Consider the following 15,022-nt stretch of genomic DNA (forward strand, 5'->3'; position numbering starts at 1 on the left):
CTTGGCGGATCACTCCAGATCGATGAGCTGTCCGGATACGGCGATACTGACGTCGCCCTCCGTCGGGATGTTGCCCTCCGCATACCAACTCACCGCGGTGCCGGGCTGGGCATACCAGCGGACCGTCCGTCCGCCGACCAGAACATCTCCGGCGGTTCCTGGATGGCGTTGTGTCAGGGGAATCCAATACTTGTGCGCCGGAGCGTGATTCGGAGGCAGCATCTGAATCTCGATGAGCATCCGATGATTCGGCGTGACGTTCACCTCGACGGACACGTCCTCGACGATCAGCAGCTTGCCCGCGGGGACGTTGCCAAAGCGCCCGCCTTGGTTGCCGCGTTCGCTGAGTCGCGCCGCGACGACCTGGGCGAAATACGGCTGAATCGGTGGACTCGTGAGCGGCAGATCCGGGATGACCAGCACGTCGTCGATCCCGACTTCGAACGGGGCGTCCAACCCGTTCGCGGCCGCGATCAGGTGGAACTTTCGCGCATCGCCGTACACCTCGTGCGCGATCCCGAGCAGCGTCTCACCGGCGACCACCCTGCGCGTATGTTCCGGCCCCATCCTGAGACCTTAACGATGGATGCCCGTCGTGCGGAACCGACTTCGATACGTGCTCGGCGAAACACCCAGCGCGCGGCGGAACGTGCGTCGCATGGTGTCCGCCGACCCGAACCCGGCCCGTCGTGCGACCGCTTCCTGCCCGTGGTCGCCCGTCGCCAGCAGCACCTTCGCCGCTTCCAGACGGGCCTGCTCGACGAACCTGGCCGGGGTCAACCCGACCTGGTCGTGAAACATCCGCACCAGGTGCCGCTCGCTGACCGCCGCACGATCGGCCATCGCCGCGATCGAGTGATCCGCACCCGGGTCGGCGACCACGGCGTCGAGGATCTCGCGAAGCCCGCTCGACACCGGCAGCGCCGCCTCGGTCCAGACGCTGAACTGGGCCTGCCCGCCCGGGCGCTGCAGGAACACCACCATCCACCGCGCCACCCGCCGGGCCACGTCGGAACCGTAGTCGCTTTCCACCATGGCCAGCCCGAGGTCGATACCGGCGCTGATCCCTGCCCCCGTGATGTACGGCCCGTCCTGGACGAACAGCGAGTCCGGCACCACCTCGATCTCGGGATACGTGCGGGCCAGCTCCTGGCAGTGCGCCCAATGCGTGGTCGCGCGACGTCCGTCGAGCAAGCCGAGCGAGGCCAAGACGAACGCACCCGTGCATACCGAGGCGACCCGTCGGGCCCGCGGCGCCAGTTCGCCCACCATCTGCAACGCCGCCGCGACGACGTCGGGCGTCTGCTCCTCGGGGATGTCGTGCTCGCCGGGGGTGAAGGAGAAGTCGGGCGGGACTCCGCCCGGCACGATCAACGTGTCGATCCGGTCGGGCACCTCGGCCAGCGCCATATCGACTTTCAGTGAGACGAACGACGTCGTGTCGACCGCCTCACCAGTCGGCGAGGCCAGGATAACCGTGTACAACGCACCGAAATCATTTGCGCGCGCGAATATCTCGAGCGGTGCGGCCACGTCCTGAAGTGTCACCTTGTCGTACAACGCGAACACGACGGTCTTGGGCGCCTTGGTGCCCTGCGTTTTCGCGGGCCGGCGCCCAGCGGCGGCTGGCCGCTCTGATCTGTGCTCGTCCGACACCCGGTGCTGCCTTCCCTGACCCCACACGAGGTGAGAGTCAACGTAGCGGGACTCTGGTGCGACGGCAATGCGGACGACGCGGCCAGCCGTGCGAGGTCCGGAATTGCGCGATTCGTGTCCGGACCTGACGTACCGAGAGATCCGCACGTAACACCGCTGAAACCCACTGGCACGAACCTGATTTCAGCCCAACTCGCTCCGGTGCAGAAGCGAGCCACACCCCCTGTTCGGAGTAGGACAGCTATGGATTCTCGGACAGCCCTGACGCTGAGCATCGGCGTGCTCGGCGGCGTGGCAGTCGCATTCACCGCAGAAGTCGTCACCGTGCCCATCTGGGTGGTGTTCCTCGCCTGGGCATCGTTCTTCTTCGTCGGGGGCGGCATCGCCGGCTGGATACGGTCGGTCTCGTCGAACCTCGTCGGTGTCGTGATCGCCTCGGCCAGCCTGTACGCCGCCTACCTGATGGGCGGCAGCCTGCTGGTGACCGCCATCGCCGTCGGAGTGGGCAGCGCCGTCATGGTGCAGGCCTCGTGGGTGCCCCTGCTGGCCACCACGCCCGCCGTCGTCGTCGGATTCGCCTCCACGGTTTCGACGGTCGCCGGCCGAGGCAACGACGTCACCGTCACCACGATCTCGCACCCCGGTCTGGTCGCCGCAGTGGCCTGCGTCCTCGGAGCGTCCTTCGGGCTGCTCTCCGAATACCTGGCCACCGCGATGACGAAGAAGCCGGCACTCGACACCGGAGCCCCGCACACGGAAGGAAGCCCTGCCTGATGAAACTGCAGCATTATCTCGGTGGCCTGGAGGGTCTGCCCGACCTGGAGGCGTTGGAGACGCGGGTCTTTGTCGAAGAGTGGGAGAAGCGAATCTTCGGCATCCACGTGGCGATGATGGGATTGTCCAACCATCTCGGGTCTGCCCTGCCGGCGTATCCGATCGACGAGGTGCCCACCGCCTTCAAAGACGAGTGGACCTGGGCCGACCTGCGCACCGGCGCCGAAGCGATGAACCCCTTCGACTACTTCAAGTTCCGCTATTACGAGAAGTGGCTCGGTGGTATCACCCAGTTCTTCATCGACAAGGGCTACGTCACCGAAGAGGAACTCGCCGAGCGAAGTTCCGGGCTCACCCCAAAGGATGCCGCCGAAGAACTGCCGGCGATCGATGATCAGGTGATCGCCTATCTCCGTCTCGGCGACAGCCCGCGCCGCGACGTCGCGCACCCGAAATACGCTGTCGGACAACAGGTACAGATCACCAACGTGCCCGCCGACGCCCACAGCCGGCTGCCCGGATACCTGCGCGGCCGGGTCGGCATCGTGGAACGCGTCTTCGAGGGCGATTACGGCTATTTCACGCACACCGGCGACGGGATCGGTGACCCGATGCCGATCTACATCGTCGAATTCGATCCGGCCGAAATCTGGGGAACCCGAGCCGAAGACGGCCCGCTGAAGTTGTACGCCGAGCTATTCGAAGCCTATTTGGCACCGATCGAGGAGGAAGCATGACCGGCCAGTTCGCCTACCCACCCGACCGTGAAGAGGCCAGTGCCAAGAAGGCGGCGGCCCTCGAGGCGCTGCTGATCGAAAAAGGCGTCATCACACCGCAAACCGTCGACAAGGTGCTGGCCTATTTCGAGACGGAGATGACACCGCTCAACGGAAAGAAGATCGTCGTCAAGGCCTGGACTGATCCCGAGTTCGCGGCCAGGGTCGTCGTGGACACCCCGGCCGCCGTCGCCGAACTCGATCTCCCCGACGGTATGGCAGGCGCCGAAGGCGAACACCTACAGGCGGTGGCCAACACAGCCGGCGTGCACAACCTGGTCATCTGCACACTGTGCTCCTGCTTCCCGTGGCCGGTGCTCGGGTTGCCGCCGTACTGGTACAAAGATCCGACCTTCCGATCCCGGGCCGCCCGTGAACCCCGCAAGGTTCTCGCCGAGGTCGGCGTCGACCTGCCTGCCGATACCGAGATCAAGGTCTGGGACTCCAGCGGTCACTCTCGGTGGTTCGTCATCCCGGAAAGGCCTCCCGGCACAGAGGGATTCACCGACGAGATGCTGATGGATCTGGTCACCACCGAGTCGATGATCGGGGTAGCACTGGCGGGCCCGGCGTCATGAAACTGCACGACACCTGCACCACCGATCAGGCGGCGCCGCAATTCGACCACGAATGGCAGCGGCGGGCATTCGGTTTGGCGCTCGCGCTGTCCGAGTTCCGGCACTACCCGTGGAGCGAGTTCCAGGAGACCCTGATCTCGACGATCGGCGAGTGGGAGCAGACCCCGGAATCCGAACGCGGGCAATGGGAGTACTACGACCACTGGGTCGCGACGCTGGAGAAGCTCGTCGATCGCCACGAGCTGTTGACCGCCCCGGTGGCCACCGACGCCAATGACCACGCACTTGCCCACGACCACGACCACGACCACTAAGGACCTCTGATGAATGACGCCAACCCCACCCTCGGTGTGCCGCCTGTTGATGTGCAGGCGGCAGCCGCCAGTCTGGCCACTCCGCTCCGGATGGCCGTGCTGACCCTGCTGGCACTGATCGTCTACTACTTCGTCGGCTACGACCAAGGCGCGGTGTCGGTGTTCGGTGCGGACACGCACGTCCACGAGTTCCTGCACGACGCACGACACCTGCTGGGGTTCCCGTGCCACTGAACACCGAATTGCCGCCCGCTGTAAGGTATCTCGTGCCCGGCGTGGTGGGCGGCATCGTCTGTTTCGCGTTCAGCCGCATGATGATCGAGCCGTTGATCGGCGCCGCGGTGGACTACGAAGGTGCTCGCGAACACGCCGAGGCCCAGCTCACCGGCGATGACCATGCCCACGGCCACGAACTCTTCACCCGGTCAGTGCAAGAGAACGTCGGTGCCGCAGTGGGAATCATCGCGATGGCCGTCGCGATGGGTGTGCTGTTCGCAGTCGCATACCGGCTGATTCGGACCACTCTCGAGAAGCGGGGCCTGGCGCCCGATCCCACTGCCATGGCCCTGTTGCTCTCGGCGGGCATGTTCACCGCGTTCAATGTTGTCCCCGGCCTGAAGTATCCGCCCAATCCGCCCACCGTCGGTCTGGACGAGACGATGGCAGCGCGAACGTCGGCCTTCCTGTCGATCACGGTGATCTCGGTGGTGGCCGCGTGCGTCGCAGTGGCGGTGGGGGTCGCCTGGTTACGACGGTGGGGGAGTTGGGCCGCGACCGCCTTGGCCGCTGGCGGCTACCTGGTGGTCATGCTCGTCGCGTTCGCGGCATTACCTGGCTTCCACGAGATTCCCGGCCCAGTGAGCGGCCCGGACGGCGTTCTGGTCGACGGCTTTCCGGCCCAGCTGTTGGCGGAGTTTCGGACCTATTCGGTGCTGAATCAGGCGTTGATGTGGACGGCGATCGGTACGACGTGGGCGTGTCTGTCGGCGCTGTCACGGTCACGGGCACTGGGTACGCGTTCGCCTTTGGTGGCGTCGGTTCGGGGGTAATGCAGCCTCGTCACCCCTGCTGTTTGCGACACTGACTCCCAGAACACAACGGGAGGATGCAGATGTCGGTCTGGGCAAAGACAACTCGCGGCGTCGCGCTGAAAGCGATCGTGGTGGCGGTTACCGTCGGCTGGACGCTCATGACGGGTGCTGGTCCTGCGCTGGCGGATCCGGATGGGCAAGACCCGACACCGTTCGTCGGCGTCGCGCCATTCGGGCCGCCCAGGATCGCGCCCGCCAATGGCTCGACGGTGGGTGTCGCCCAGCCGATCATCATCGATTTCCCCGGACTGGTTGAGGATTCCGGCGCGACCGAGAACGCCATCCACGTCTCGTCTGTCCCGCCGGTTCCGGGCAAGTTTTACTGGATGACCCCCACCCAGTTGCGGTGGCGCCCACTCAGCTTCTGGCCCGCTCACACCACCGTGACGGTCGATGCGGGCGGGACCGTGTCCAGCTTTCGTACCGGAGACACGCTGGTCGCCACCGCCGACGACGCGACCCATCAACTGACTGTCACCCGCAACGGGGTGGTCGAGAAGACGATCCCGATGTCGATGGGCATGGCGGCCGGAGGGCATCAAACCGCCAACGGCACTTACTACGTCCAGGAAAAGATGCCGACGGTCGTGATGGATTCCTCGACCTACGGCGTCCCGGTCAATTCGACCTACGGCTACAAGACGACGGTCGAGCTGGCGGTGCGGTTCGACGACAGCGGCAATTTCGTCCACAGCGCACCCTGGTCGGTCGATGACCAGGGCAAACGCAATGTCAGCCACGGGTGCATCAACATCAGCCCGGCCAACGCGCGGTGGTTCTACGACAACTTCGGCGCCGGTGATCCCATCATCGTGAAGAACTCCACCGGCACTTACACAAGGGTCGACGGCTCCAGCGACTGGCAGCGTTGATTCGCCCGATAGGCGTGACCAAACCTGTGAATCACCTTTAGGGTCTAGCTGTGCCCCAATTGGACCGCCGAAGCATGATGATGATGTCAGGGCTGGGCCTGCTGGCCGCCGCAATACCGCTCCCGAACGCCCAGGCAGAGGCGCCGTACCTCTTCCAGGACGACTTCGATGGGCCGGCTGGATCGGCGCCGAACCCGGCGAACTGGTCGATCCAGAACTGGCAGGACGACGTGTGGCCACCGGTCGAAAGCCAGTACCGCGACGACCGGCGCAACGTCTTCCTCGACGGAAACTCGAACCTCGTGCTGCTCGCCACGAAAGAGGACGACCAGTACTTCAGCGGCAAAGTGCGGGGCAACTGGCGGGTTCCGATGGGTCACACCTGGGAAGCGCGGGCCAAGCTGGACTGCCTCACCTCGGGAGCGTGGCCCGCGTACTGGGCGGTCAACGAAGATCCGCTGCCCGACGGCGAGGTCGACATCTTCGAGTTCTACGGCAACCGCAGTTGGGCCCCGGGAACCACCGTCCACGCCGCGTCGAACGGGAAGACCTGGGAGAGCAAGTCGATCGCCGGGCTGGTCGACGGTGCCTGGCACACCTGGCGGATGCGTTGGGACGCTGACGGATTCAAATTCTGGCGGGATTACGTCGACGGCGCGAAACCGTACTTCACCGTGCCGCCGAAGCCAATCCCGGTCCACGGCAACCCCACTGACTTGCGGTGGCCGTTCAACAATCCCGGTTACTGGATGTCGCCGATGTTCACCCTCGCGATCGGCGGACCCGGTGGCGGTGACCCGGCCCTGGGCACCTGGCCGGCGGCGATGCTCGTCGACTGGATCCGCATCTGGTAACCGACCCGCCAGAACCTGGCGCGCGGCTATCGTCATCTCCTCCAGTCGCTCCGGCTACACGCGTAGCACCCCGTCGATAACCGTTGCCCCACAACGGTTATCGACGGAGCTACTGCTACTGGCAGCCGCCAGCCGGTGTGGTGACCACCAGGTTGTCTCCGCCGCTGGCATCGGCATTGGATCCACAGGATGCGGTGGCCGAGTTGTTGTTGCCGTTGCCCGCGAAGGCCACGCTGCCATCGCCGTCGGCGGTGGCGGTGTTGCGGTCGCCGCCGCTCACGGTGGCAGTGCTGCCGTTCTTGGCGTCGGCGATGTTGAGCTTTCCACCGGAAATCTTTGCGGTGCTGTTGGTTTGAGCCTGTGCGACGGTGAAGATGCCGTCTTCGGCTATCGCGGTGCTGTTGTCGTCGGCAGAAGCAACGTTCAGAATCCCGCCCGTGGCCTTCGCTGTGCTGTTGTGGTCGGCGACCGCGAGGTTGAAGAGACCGCCGCCACCGGCGTACGCGCTACTTCCCGCACCGGCAACCGCGAGGTTGAACCCGGGATCCGAGGTCGCCGTCGCCGAGCCGGACTGAACGATGCTGCGGCCATTGAACGACACGGCGAAATCGGGTGTCTCCGGCTCCGCGAACGCACGCTTGCCCGCGGCGGGGTTCGACGTCTTGGGCCCGGGCTTGACGTTCGCCGCCGGCTTGTCGCTCGACGACGACGCCTTGTTGCCGGTACCGGTCGACGGCGACGCCAGAGCTATCGGTGCGCCGACGGTGAGCGCGATCAGCGGCCCACCAATACAAGCCGCACAAATCTTTGCTGTAAATGACGGGGTAGAGCTCGATTTCACGATTCGATCCTTAATTTCCGAGGTAGATCCCCAACCCGGCTGTGACTGTAGTCACAAAATAACCTTGAAGCAAATACTCAATCGGTAGCTGTGTTGTATTCATCTCCCGTCGCCGGCCGATGGTGCTCGCGCCAGGCGGGCTAATTTTGGTGCGGATGACCCAGCCTGACCAGCAAAGTTCTCTGCGCCCGACGTCACGCTGAGGGTTGTTGTGCGGGAGTCGAAAAATCTTGCGCAGGCCACCACCAGCAAGCAATCCGCCCGTGCTCGTCGGTCCAGCAAACGGCGAAATCGCGGTTGCCGCCGCGTCGGCTCGGATACGGTTCTTGTGGGTCAGGGGTGACACGACAACGGGGAGTCGACATGCCTGCAATCCCACGCCCATTCATCGCAGCTGGTGTAGCCGTGGTGGGTACCAGCGCCATCGCAATGAGCCCGGTGGTCGCGCCGCCTCCCGAGATCCACGCCGCCCCGGCAGTGCAATTGATCGCGAGCACCGACTGGGCGCAAGTCTTGGCAACCGCCGGCGAGAACGCGACGGACCTGTTCAACACCTGGCGCCAGGCGCCGGCTCCGATCCTTCAGCAGATCGCCGCCAACCTACGCACGTACCTCACGGAACTGCCCGACCTGCCCGGCATTACCGCCCAGATACAGGCCAATCTGCAGAACGCGCTCGCCGCGCCCTTGGCGCCCGACCCAAGCACCCTGGACACCACTCACCGAACCTTCTACGAGCTGCTACCGGCGATCGAACAACTTCCGGGAATTCCAGATCTGTTGCAGCTCAGCATCTCTCCGATGGGTAAGCAGCTGCTGGCGTTCTCCACCACAGCGCTGAGCGGAGTGTTGGTGGGTCTTGCCGGCCCCGCGATCGGCCCCCTCCTCGTGTTGGCGTCCAGTCTGGAGTCGATCCGCGGTGATCTCACGGCCGCGACTCCGGACCCGGCGAGCGCATTGGCCACCCTGGCCGGCATTCCCGCCGCCATGACCGACGCCTTCCTCAACGGCGGCCAGCACGTCGACCTCACCGCCTTGGTGAAAGCGGTCGGACCGGCGATCGGCGTGAGCTTCCCCGACGGCGTGCAGGTCGGTATCGCACTCGGTGGCCTGCTCAGCCCCGGCGGCTCGGCGTTCAACGCACTCGATTTCGCCTACGACAACGACCTGCTCGGAGTGCTCCACATCCACGTTCCGCTCGCGACGGGAACACCGGCCGGGCCCATCGGGTCCATGATGGAGTTCGCCCGAGCCATTGCGAAAGCGATCGGGTGGCAGGCTCCTGCCAGTGCGGCCGCCGCCGCATCCACCGTGAGCCCCGCGGCGCGGAGTTTGGCCGCGGCCAACGAGGTGCCCCGTTCTGTCGTGGACTCCACGACGCCGACGGTGAGTGCGCCGATCACGGGCAAAGCCGGCACGAATCGCGTGGTCAAGGCGGACAAGGGAACCCGAGCCGAGTCGCGTTCGGACACCGCGGCCAAGCGCCCGTCGACGGCTGCGGGTTCCGGTAAGGGGTCGACGGGCGGGTCGAAGCGGCCCGCGAAGGCTGCCAGCTGACCGTAGAAATTGCCGTAGTGCGCTACTGAGTGCATTGCGCGCGCCCCGCGCCACCATTCCGGTAACGGATAAGTCACCGGGCCTGCGGTGGCGGAAAACGGGGGTGTGCCGTGAATGCTGGTCGGTTCGTCGGACGGGTAGGAGGCTTGGCGGCGGCATTGGGTATCGGTGCGGCAGTCTGGCTGGGCCAGGGTGTGGCATGGGCCGACGACGCGTCGCAGGGTGCTAGTTCGGCTGGTCCGGCAAGTCACGCTCCCCGCGGCGCGGCCACCCAACACAGCACCACGCGCACCAAGCCAACCCCCACCGAACAGGCCAAGCGCACAACGACTCCCGTCTCGACTGCGAGATCCGCGCGGACGACTCCGACCACGGTTTCGTCTCGGGTCAGTGTGCCTAAGGTCGCTCTGCGGGTGCCCCACGCGCCCGTCACGGTGAAGTCCGTCGTGAACGACGTCCTGACGTGGGTCGGCCTTGGTGCCTTGACACCCCGTGTGCCGCTGCCCAATCTGCCTGTGCCGGAACCGATCGCAAGTTTTTGGCTTGCGGTCCGCGAGTTCGAGAAGTCGATCAACGTCGGTCTGGTCAGAACCAACCGCTCCGAGGCCATCGGCTACCTGTACAACCAGCCGTTGATGACCGCCGACGGTACCCGGGTGGTCATGATCAGCGAGCCGCCCTCGAGTGACGGTGCGTACAAGACGCGCGTGGTGGTGGTCGATACCGCCACCGGCCTCCGAGTCGGCTACGCTGATCTCCCCGGCAACCCGGCCGGTCTGGTGTTGAGCGCTGACGGTCGTCGCGCGGTGGTCACGTCGGCCGAGAACTTGTCAGTACACGTGACGGTGTTCAATACCGCGACCGGCAATCAAATCGGCAGCACGGTAACGGTTTCCGGGGCGCTGGCGCGCCCGCCGGTGCTGAGCGCCGACGGTAGCCGCGCTCTGATCGCCATGCAATCCGGTAATGAAAGCGGAGACACGGTAGAGCTGACCGCCATCGACACGAAGACGGGCACCCAGAGCGGTAGCACCCTGGTCCTGTCCGGACTCACGGCGAATACGTTGTTGACCGCGGACGGCAGTCGGGCCGTGATCGCCGCCGTCGGCCTCTATCCCGGGACCCATGTTGCCGTGATGGATACCGCGACGGGTCTGCAGCTCGGCGATACCGTCAGCCTCGCCAGTGGCCTTACAAAGGCAACGTTGAGTGCGGATGGCAGTCGGGCGTTGGTCATCGCTGGAAGTTATGTGGGTGGAGAACCCGGATACGCCTACGAAGCGGCGGTGGTTGACACCGCGACGGGCGCCCAGGTCGGTGACACGATGACCTCGACTGTCCCCCTGGCCGACGGGATCTTGAACAACAACGGCACGCGGGTGACGTTCACGATGCCCGCACTGGCCGGGCTGACGAGCCACACCATCGCCACGTTCGATCCGGAAACGGGTGAGCAGGTCGGTCCCACGCTCAATCTCTCCGCCGACCGATCGTCGACCGTGCCGATCGGCACCACCAGCCGCGTTCTGATCAGCTCGGGCGGATACGACGTCGCGCAGGATCAATACATGTCCTGGGTGAGGGTGGTCGACTCGACGACGGGCAATCAAATCGGCGACGCCGTCCCCGTCGCCGGACGGATAAGCCAGACGCTGTTGAGCGCCGACGGCAAGCGGGCCGTGCTCACCACCGAGGGCTCCACGACCATGGTGATCGATACGGCTACCGGCGCTCAGGTCGGCGACGCGTTGACCCTCACCGGCGAACGCATGGACACGGTGTTGAGCGGCGATGGCAGACGCGCGCTCGTGCTGTCGAGGACCTGGCACTCGATCCCCGGCTACACCTACCGAGTCGCGGTGATCAACACCGTAACTGGTGCCCAGCTCGGCGAGACATTGTCGTTCACCGGCGACACGTCGCTGGTCGCTTCACTGAGTGCCGACGGCTCCCGCGCCCTCATCGCGCTTGGAACCGATACCGGCTACTCCCGTGTGGAAGTCCTCAACACCCGCACGGGCGCGCACACCGGCGTCAAGGTGCCGTACAACGCCGGGGGGTGGAGCCCGCTGATCAGTGCCGACGGCACCCGCGCCTTCGTTGCCGGCAACAGCTACTACCCCTTCGTGGATACCTACCGCATCTTCTAGCCCCGCGATCTTGGCTTTCCTCGGCGCGCCAGGGGAGTGATTCCACAGCTTCAGGCCATGATACGGATGTGGCTATTGATGCAACTGTGACTAGAGCTGAAGCGACGCCGGAAGAGCCTGTCGAGCAACCCGTCGCACCGGCCGCGGAGTCCGCCGCGCGGCCGCGCACGTGGTCGATGCCGAAGTCTCCGGTCACCCGCAAACAAGCAGACGAGATGGGCCGTGCGGCGGTCAAAGCCATCACCGCCGTCGCCAGATTCGCTGCGGGAATCGCACGCGCCGGAGCACGCGCGCTTCGACAAATCTGGCGCGTCATCCAAGCGGTGCCCGCGACGGTGCAACTGTTCTGCTGCGCGGGCATCGGAATGCTCCTCGGCCTCGTCGGTGCGATCACGCTCCACGGCAACCTCGGCTTGATCTGCACCGTCGTGGTGATCCCGGTCTGCGCCGCCATTCTCGGCGCGCTCGGGCACCGCTGGTACAGCGGCCTCGGCATCGATGCGACGCAACGGACCGAGACGGCTGCGCCGGCTCCGTCGGATCTGCAACGCTCAGTGCAGTACGTCGACAACAAGCTCGGGGTGGCGCTGAGTTCGTTCGGCACCGAACATCACCAGCAGGCGGTGATCGCCCTCTTCCAGGCGAAGACAGCTGTCGAACTCACGCTGGGAACCGAGCAGGACCCGGCGAGTTACGTCGATGTGCCACTTCGGGCCGACGACTACGGTCTGCGGCCGCGCATCAAAGCCGGCTCGACTTCGGCGTTGCGAGAAAGCAATTCGTTGGCGGCATCGTGACCGGGGAACCGATCGCAGGGCAGGTCGCCCTCATCGAGGACGACCACACACTGGTCATCAACCGCGGCACCGAGGCGGGCGTCGCGGCGGGCATGGTCTTCGCGGTGAGCTCGGAATCGGGCCCGGTGGTCACCGATCCCGAAACCGGAAAGGAACTGGGCAGACTGAGCCGGGAGAAGCTGCGAGTGCGAGTGTTCGACGTGCAGCCGCTGTTCGCCCGCGCCCACACCTTTGTGATGACCGACGACTTCTACGGTCTGCTCCAAATCCCTTTCACCGCAACCGAAGACGTCATCACGGTCGACGTGGGCGATGTCGTCGAATTGGTCCGTCCCGACGAGATTTCCGATCGGGTCAGGCGGTCGAGTTAGCCGTCCGTAGGGGATTGCCCGGCGACCATTCTCCCAGGAACCGCGCTACCGTCGTGCTGTGAGCGCGAACCTGGTCGAGCGGGCGCACGAGATCGCCGACACCGTTTTGTTCCCTGCGGCACTGGCGGTGGATCGGACCGGGCACGTCCCCGACAGCCATTGGGACACACTGGCCGCGGCAGGGCTCTACGGCATTGCCGGCCCCGTCGATGCCGGCGGCCCCGGGCTGGACCTGCCGCAGATCATCGAGATTCTGGAGACGATGGCGGGCGGGTGCCTGGCGACCGCGTTCACTTGGGTACAGCACCACGGCATGTTGGCTGCGCTGGCGGCCAGCGCCAACCAGGCTCTGCGCGACGAGGTCGTTCCCGGCGCGATCACCGGGCAGATTCGCGGCGGCGTGGCCTACGCCGGGGCGGTACCGGTGCCACCCCGGATGCGCGCGCACCGAGAAGCCGGCGGATGGCGGCTGTCCGGGCACGCGCCGTTCGTCAGCGGCTGGGGCATCATCGACGTCCTCCAGATCTCAGCCGGCGACGTCGAAACCGGTGACATCGTGGCAGGTTTGGTGAATGCCGAGGCTCAGCCCGGTATCACCGCCGTGACCGCCCAACCGTTGTTCGTCGCCGATGCCTCGCAGACGGTGGCGCTGGAGGTGGACGGCCTGTTCATCCCGGATGACCGCATCGTCAGCCGGGTGCCGCGCGCGGAGTTCATGGCCAATCAGAACTTCGGATCGCGACTGAACGCAACATTGCCCATCGGTCTGGTCGGTCGGTGCGCGCGGTTGCTCGACGATGCCGGCGAGACGACCGCGGCGACCGCGCTGCGTGGCCAGGCCGACGCGATACGGGAACGCCTCGATGCCGGGCTCGGTGACGCATCGACATTGTTGCGGGCGCGCGCCGATGGGTGCGAGCTGGCCACCCGCGCCGCCGGTGCACTGGTCGCGGCGCGTGGCGGGCCCTCGTTGTTGAATTCGGATCCCGCGCAGCTACTGGCACGCTCGGCGTTGTTCACCTTGGTGGCCGCGAGCCGGCCTGAACTCAAGCGGTCACTCATCGACCACATGTCCCGCACCCAGGAGTAGTTTGCGCGTCCGATGTCGCGCCGGGCGATTTGCCGATAGGTTTTCCGACGTGGTCCCCGAATGGCACTTTGGACCGATGGCCGTGCCGGTGCACGGTCTGTTCGTGGGGCTCGGGGTGCTGACGGCGATGGTCGTGTTCGTGCTCGAGGCGCGGCGGCGCGGGGCCGTCAATGATCAGTCGTTGGTCGCGGTCGCCGGTGCGCTGGTCGGCGGTGCGATCGGTATGCGCCTGTCCGGCTGGGCACGCCACCTCGATTTCGCCGCCAACCCGACCCTGGCGCAAGCATGGCAGTACGGCGCCAAGAGCATTCTCGGCGGTCTGCTCGGCGCATATGTGGGAGTGCTGGTCGCCAAACGCATTGGCGGCTATCGGGGGAAGACCGGCGATCTGTTCGCACCTGCGGTGGCGCTCGGGATGGCCGTCGGCCGGATCGGGTGTTTTCTCACCGAGGCGCCCGGTCGCCCGACCTCCCTGCCGTGGGGTGTGCACGCTGCCGCCGGCACGCCGGAATGTCCGGGATGCCTGACCGGCCAGGCGATGCATCCCTCCTTCCTGTACGAGATCGTCTTCCAGCTCGCGGCATTCGCGGCACTGATGTGGTTACGCTCTCGAATCACCAGACCCGGCGAACTCTTCGTCCTCTATGTCGCGGCCTACGCCGTGTTCCGGTTCTTCGTCGAGTTCACTAGGGCCAACGAGACTGTCTGGCTGGATTTGACTCGGCCGCAATGGTTTCTGCTGCCATCGCTGGCGCTCATCGGATTCCGGCTGTGGTACGGCTACCGCCGCGGTTACTATCGTCTCTCGACGCGTCGGCAGGAGGTTCACGTATGACGACGCCCCCACCCGGCGAGGACCAGAACGGCGACGTTCCGCCGCCTGAGGATCCGCTGCCGCCCGCCTATCTGCCGCAACAGCCGTGGTATCCACAGCCCCCGGCGTATCCGCCGCCAGGCTATCGGCCGCCGGGTCAGTACGACGCCCCGCCGCCGGGACTTCCGCCGAGGCGCCCACCGATCTCGGTGGGCATGGCGTTCCTCGGGGTGTTCATCTACTTCGCGATCAACTTCGTCGTGGGTTTCGCCGTGCTGTCGGCGTCGGGCGGCAGTGGGCATGTGGTCGTGGCGACCGGCGCCGCGGCGTTGGCCCTCGGCGCTTTGGGCGGTGGCGCCGCGCTGCTGGCGACCAAGAATTCGAATGCGAAGGGGCTGGGCTTGGGGCTGATGATCGGCTGGGCCTTTCTCTCCGTGGTGTCCGTCGGGTTCTGCACCGGCCTCAATCCCGAGATGTATACGTGACA

At 65.8% G+C, this 15,022-nt stretch carries 18 protein-coding genes; 15 read left to right on the forward strand and 3 right to left on the reverse strand.

Features of this window, described 5'->3' with window-relative positions; all coding sequences use genetic code 11:
- Positions 1–9: 9 nt before the first annotated feature.
- Positions 10–567, reverse strand: a complete 558-nt coding sequence (locus EV580_RS24175) for a LysM peptidoglycan-binding domain-containing protein (RefSeq protein ID WP_133694335.1) — start codon at positions 565–567, stop codon at positions 10–12.
- 9 nt (positions 568–576) lie between these two features.
- A complete protein-coding gene (locus EV580_RS24180) occupies positions 577–1,569 on the reverse strand; it encodes a GlxA family transcriptional regulator (RefSeq protein WP_133694991.1) in 993 nt (330 codons plus the stop codon).
- A 330-nt stretch (positions 1,570–1,899) separates the two neighbouring features.
- On the opposite strand from EV580_RS24180, the gene EV580_RS24185 reads away from it, so the two are divergent.
- From EV580_RS24185 to EV580_RS24220, 8 genes are all read left to right on the forward strand, one after another.
- A complete protein-coding gene (locus EV580_RS24185) occupies positions 1,900–2,430 on the forward strand; it encodes a DUF1097 domain-containing protein (RefSeq protein ID WP_133694337.1) in 531 nt (176 codons plus the stop codon).
- A complete protein-coding gene (nthB, locus tag EV580_RS24190) occupies positions 2,430–3,167 on the forward strand; it encodes a nitrile hydratase subunit beta (protein WP_133694339.1) in 738 nt (245 codons plus the stop codon). Before EV580_RS24185 ends, nthB begins: the two co-directional genes overlap by 1 nt.
- Positions 3,164–3,784: a nitrile hydratase subunit alpha gene (nthA, locus tag EV580_RS24195; RefSeq protein WP_133694340.1), complete on the forward strand. Its 621-nt coding sequence runs from the start codon at positions 3,164–3,166 to the stop codon at positions 3,782–3,784. The genes nthB and nthA overlap by 4 nt, the downstream gene beginning before the upstream one ends.
- A complete protein-coding gene (locus EV580_RS24200; protein WP_133694342.1) occupies positions 3,781–4,098 on the forward strand; it encodes a nitrile hydratase accessory protein in 318 nt (105 codons plus the stop codon). The genes nthA and EV580_RS24200 overlap by 4 nt, the downstream gene beginning before the upstream one ends.
- A gap of 9 nt (positions 4,099–4,107) precedes the next feature.
- Entirely contained in the window at positions 4,108–4,332 is a 225-nt protein-coding gene (locus EV580_RS24205) for a CbtB domain-containing protein (RefSeq protein ID WP_133694344.1), read from the forward strand.
- 32 nt (positions 4,333–4,364) lie between these two features.
- Complete coding sequence (locus EV580_RS24210) at positions 4,365–5,147, forward strand: CbtA family protein (RefSeq protein ID WP_286171833.1); 783 nt, start codon at positions 4,365–4,367, stop codon at positions 5,145–5,147.
- A 62-nt stretch (positions 5,148–5,209) separates the two neighbouring features.
- Complete coding sequence (locus EV580_RS24215; protein ID WP_133694347.1) at positions 5,210–6,061, forward strand: L,D-transpeptidase; 852 nt, start codon at positions 5,210–5,212, stop codon at positions 6,059–6,061.
- A 59-nt stretch (positions 6,062–6,120) separates the two neighbouring features.
- Positions 6,121–6,915: a glycoside hydrolase family 16 protein gene (locus EV580_RS24220; RefSeq protein ID WP_208114665.1), complete on the forward strand. Its 795-nt coding sequence runs from the start codon at positions 6,121–6,123 to the stop codon at positions 6,913–6,915.
- 115 nt (positions 6,916–7,030) lie between these two features.
- Here the strand turns inward: EV580_RS24220 and EV580_RS33865 are convergent, their stop codons facing one another.
- Positions 7,031–7,756 carry a hypothetical protein gene (locus EV580_RS33865; protein ID WP_166654871.1) on the reverse strand — a complete coding sequence of 242 codons (726 nt, stop codon included), beginning with the start codon at positions 7,754–7,756 and terminating at the stop codon, positions 7,031–7,033.
- Between the two features lie 363 nt (positions 7,757–8,119).
- Here EV580_RS33865 and gjpA point away from each other — a divergent pair, with 363 nt between their 5' ends.
- The 7 genes from gjpA (at position 8,120) to EV580_RS34335 (ending at position 15,020) form a co-directional block, all read left to right on the forward strand.
- Positions 8,120–9,313: an outer membrane porin GjpA gene (gjpA, locus tag EV580_RS24225; RefSeq protein WP_133694349.1), complete on the forward strand. Its 1,194-nt coding sequence runs from the start codon at positions 8,120–8,122 to the stop codon at positions 9,311–9,313.
- 413 nt (positions 9,314–9,726) lie between these two features.
- On the forward strand, positions 9,727–11,463 hold the full coding sequence (locus EV580_RS24230) for a beta-propeller fold lactonase family protein (protein WP_133694350.1): 1,737 nt from the start codon (positions 9,727–9,729) through the stop codon (positions 11,461–11,463).
- Positions 11,464–11,549: 86 nt separating this feature from the next.
- Complete coding sequence (locus EV580_RS24235) at positions 11,550–12,260, forward strand: hypothetical protein (protein WP_286171835.1); 711 nt, start codon at positions 11,550–11,552, stop codon at positions 12,258–12,260.
- Positions 12,257–12,631: a hypothetical protein gene (locus tag EV580_RS24240; RefSeq protein WP_133694352.1), complete on the forward strand. Its 375-nt coding sequence runs from the start codon at positions 12,257–12,259 to the stop codon at positions 12,629–12,631. Before EV580_RS24235 ends, EV580_RS24240 begins: the two co-directional genes overlap by 4 nt.
- Positions 12,632–12,689: 58 nt before the next feature.
- Positions 12,690–13,721 (forward strand): acyl-CoA dehydrogenase family protein, encoded by a 1,032-nt coding sequence (locus EV580_RS24245; protein ID WP_133694354.1) that lies wholly within the window; start codon positions 12,690–12,692, stop codon positions 13,719–13,721.
- Positions 13,722–13,770: 49 nt separating this feature from the next.
- Complete coding sequence (locus EV580_RS24250) at positions 13,771–14,556, forward strand: prolipoprotein diacylglyceryl transferase (RefSeq protein WP_133694356.1); 786 nt, start codon at positions 13,771–13,773, stop codon at positions 14,554–14,556.
- The gene (locus tag EV580_RS34335) at positions 14,553–15,020 is read left to right on the forward strand and encodes a hypothetical protein (protein ID WP_286171836.1); all 468 of its coding nucleotides are present in this window, start codon (positions 14,553–14,555) and stop codon (positions 15,018–15,020) included. The genes EV580_RS24250 and EV580_RS34335 overlap by 4 nt, the downstream gene beginning before the upstream one ends.
- Positions 15,021–15,022 lie beyond the last annotated feature (2 nt).

Source organism: Mycobacterium sp. BK086, from assembly GCA_004362315.1.
Taxonomy (GTDB): Bacteria; Actinomycetota; Actinomycetes; order Mycobacteriales; family Mycobacteriaceae; genus Mycobacterium.

What these genes read in the sequence shown, in the direction of transcription:
- EV580_RS24185 (WP_133694337.1), top strand. Translation starts at nt 1,900, where the DNA reads ATGGATTCTCGGACAGCCCTGACGCTGAGCATCGGCGTGCTCGGCGGC.
- EV580_RS24200 (WP_133694342.1), top strand. Translation starts at nt 3,781, where the DNA reads ATGAAACTGCACGACACCTGCACCACCGATCAGGCGGCGCCGCAATTC.
- EV580_RS24205 (WP_133694344.1), top strand. Translation starts at nt 4,108, where the DNA reads ATGAATGACGCCAACCCCACCCTCGGTGTGCCGCCTGTTGATGTGCAG.
- nthA (WP_133694340.1), top strand. Translation starts at nt 3,164, where the DNA reads ATGACCGGCCAGTTCGCCTACCCACCCGACCGTGAAGAGGCCAGTGCC.
- EV580_RS24215 (WP_133694347.1), top strand. Translation starts at nt 5,210, where the DNA reads ATGTCGGTCTGGGCAAAGACAACTCGCGGCGTCGCGCTGAAAGCGATC.
- EV580_RS24175 (WP_133694335.1), bottom strand. Translation starts at nt 567, where the DNA reads ATGGGGCCGGAACATACGCGCAGGGTGGTCGCCGGTGAGACGCTGCTC.
- EV580_RS34335 (WP_286171836.1), top strand. Translation starts at nt 14,553, where the DNA reads ATGACGACGCCCCCACCCGGCGAGGACCAGAACGGCGACGTTCCGCCG.
- gjpA (WP_133694349.1), top strand. Translation starts at nt 8,120, where the DNA reads ATGCCTGCAATCCCACGCCCATTCATCGCAGCTGGTGTAGCCGTGGTG.
- nthB (WP_133694339.1), top strand. Translation starts at nt 2,430, where the DNA reads ATGAAACTGCAGCATTATCTCGGTGGCCTGGAGGGTCTGCCCGACCTG.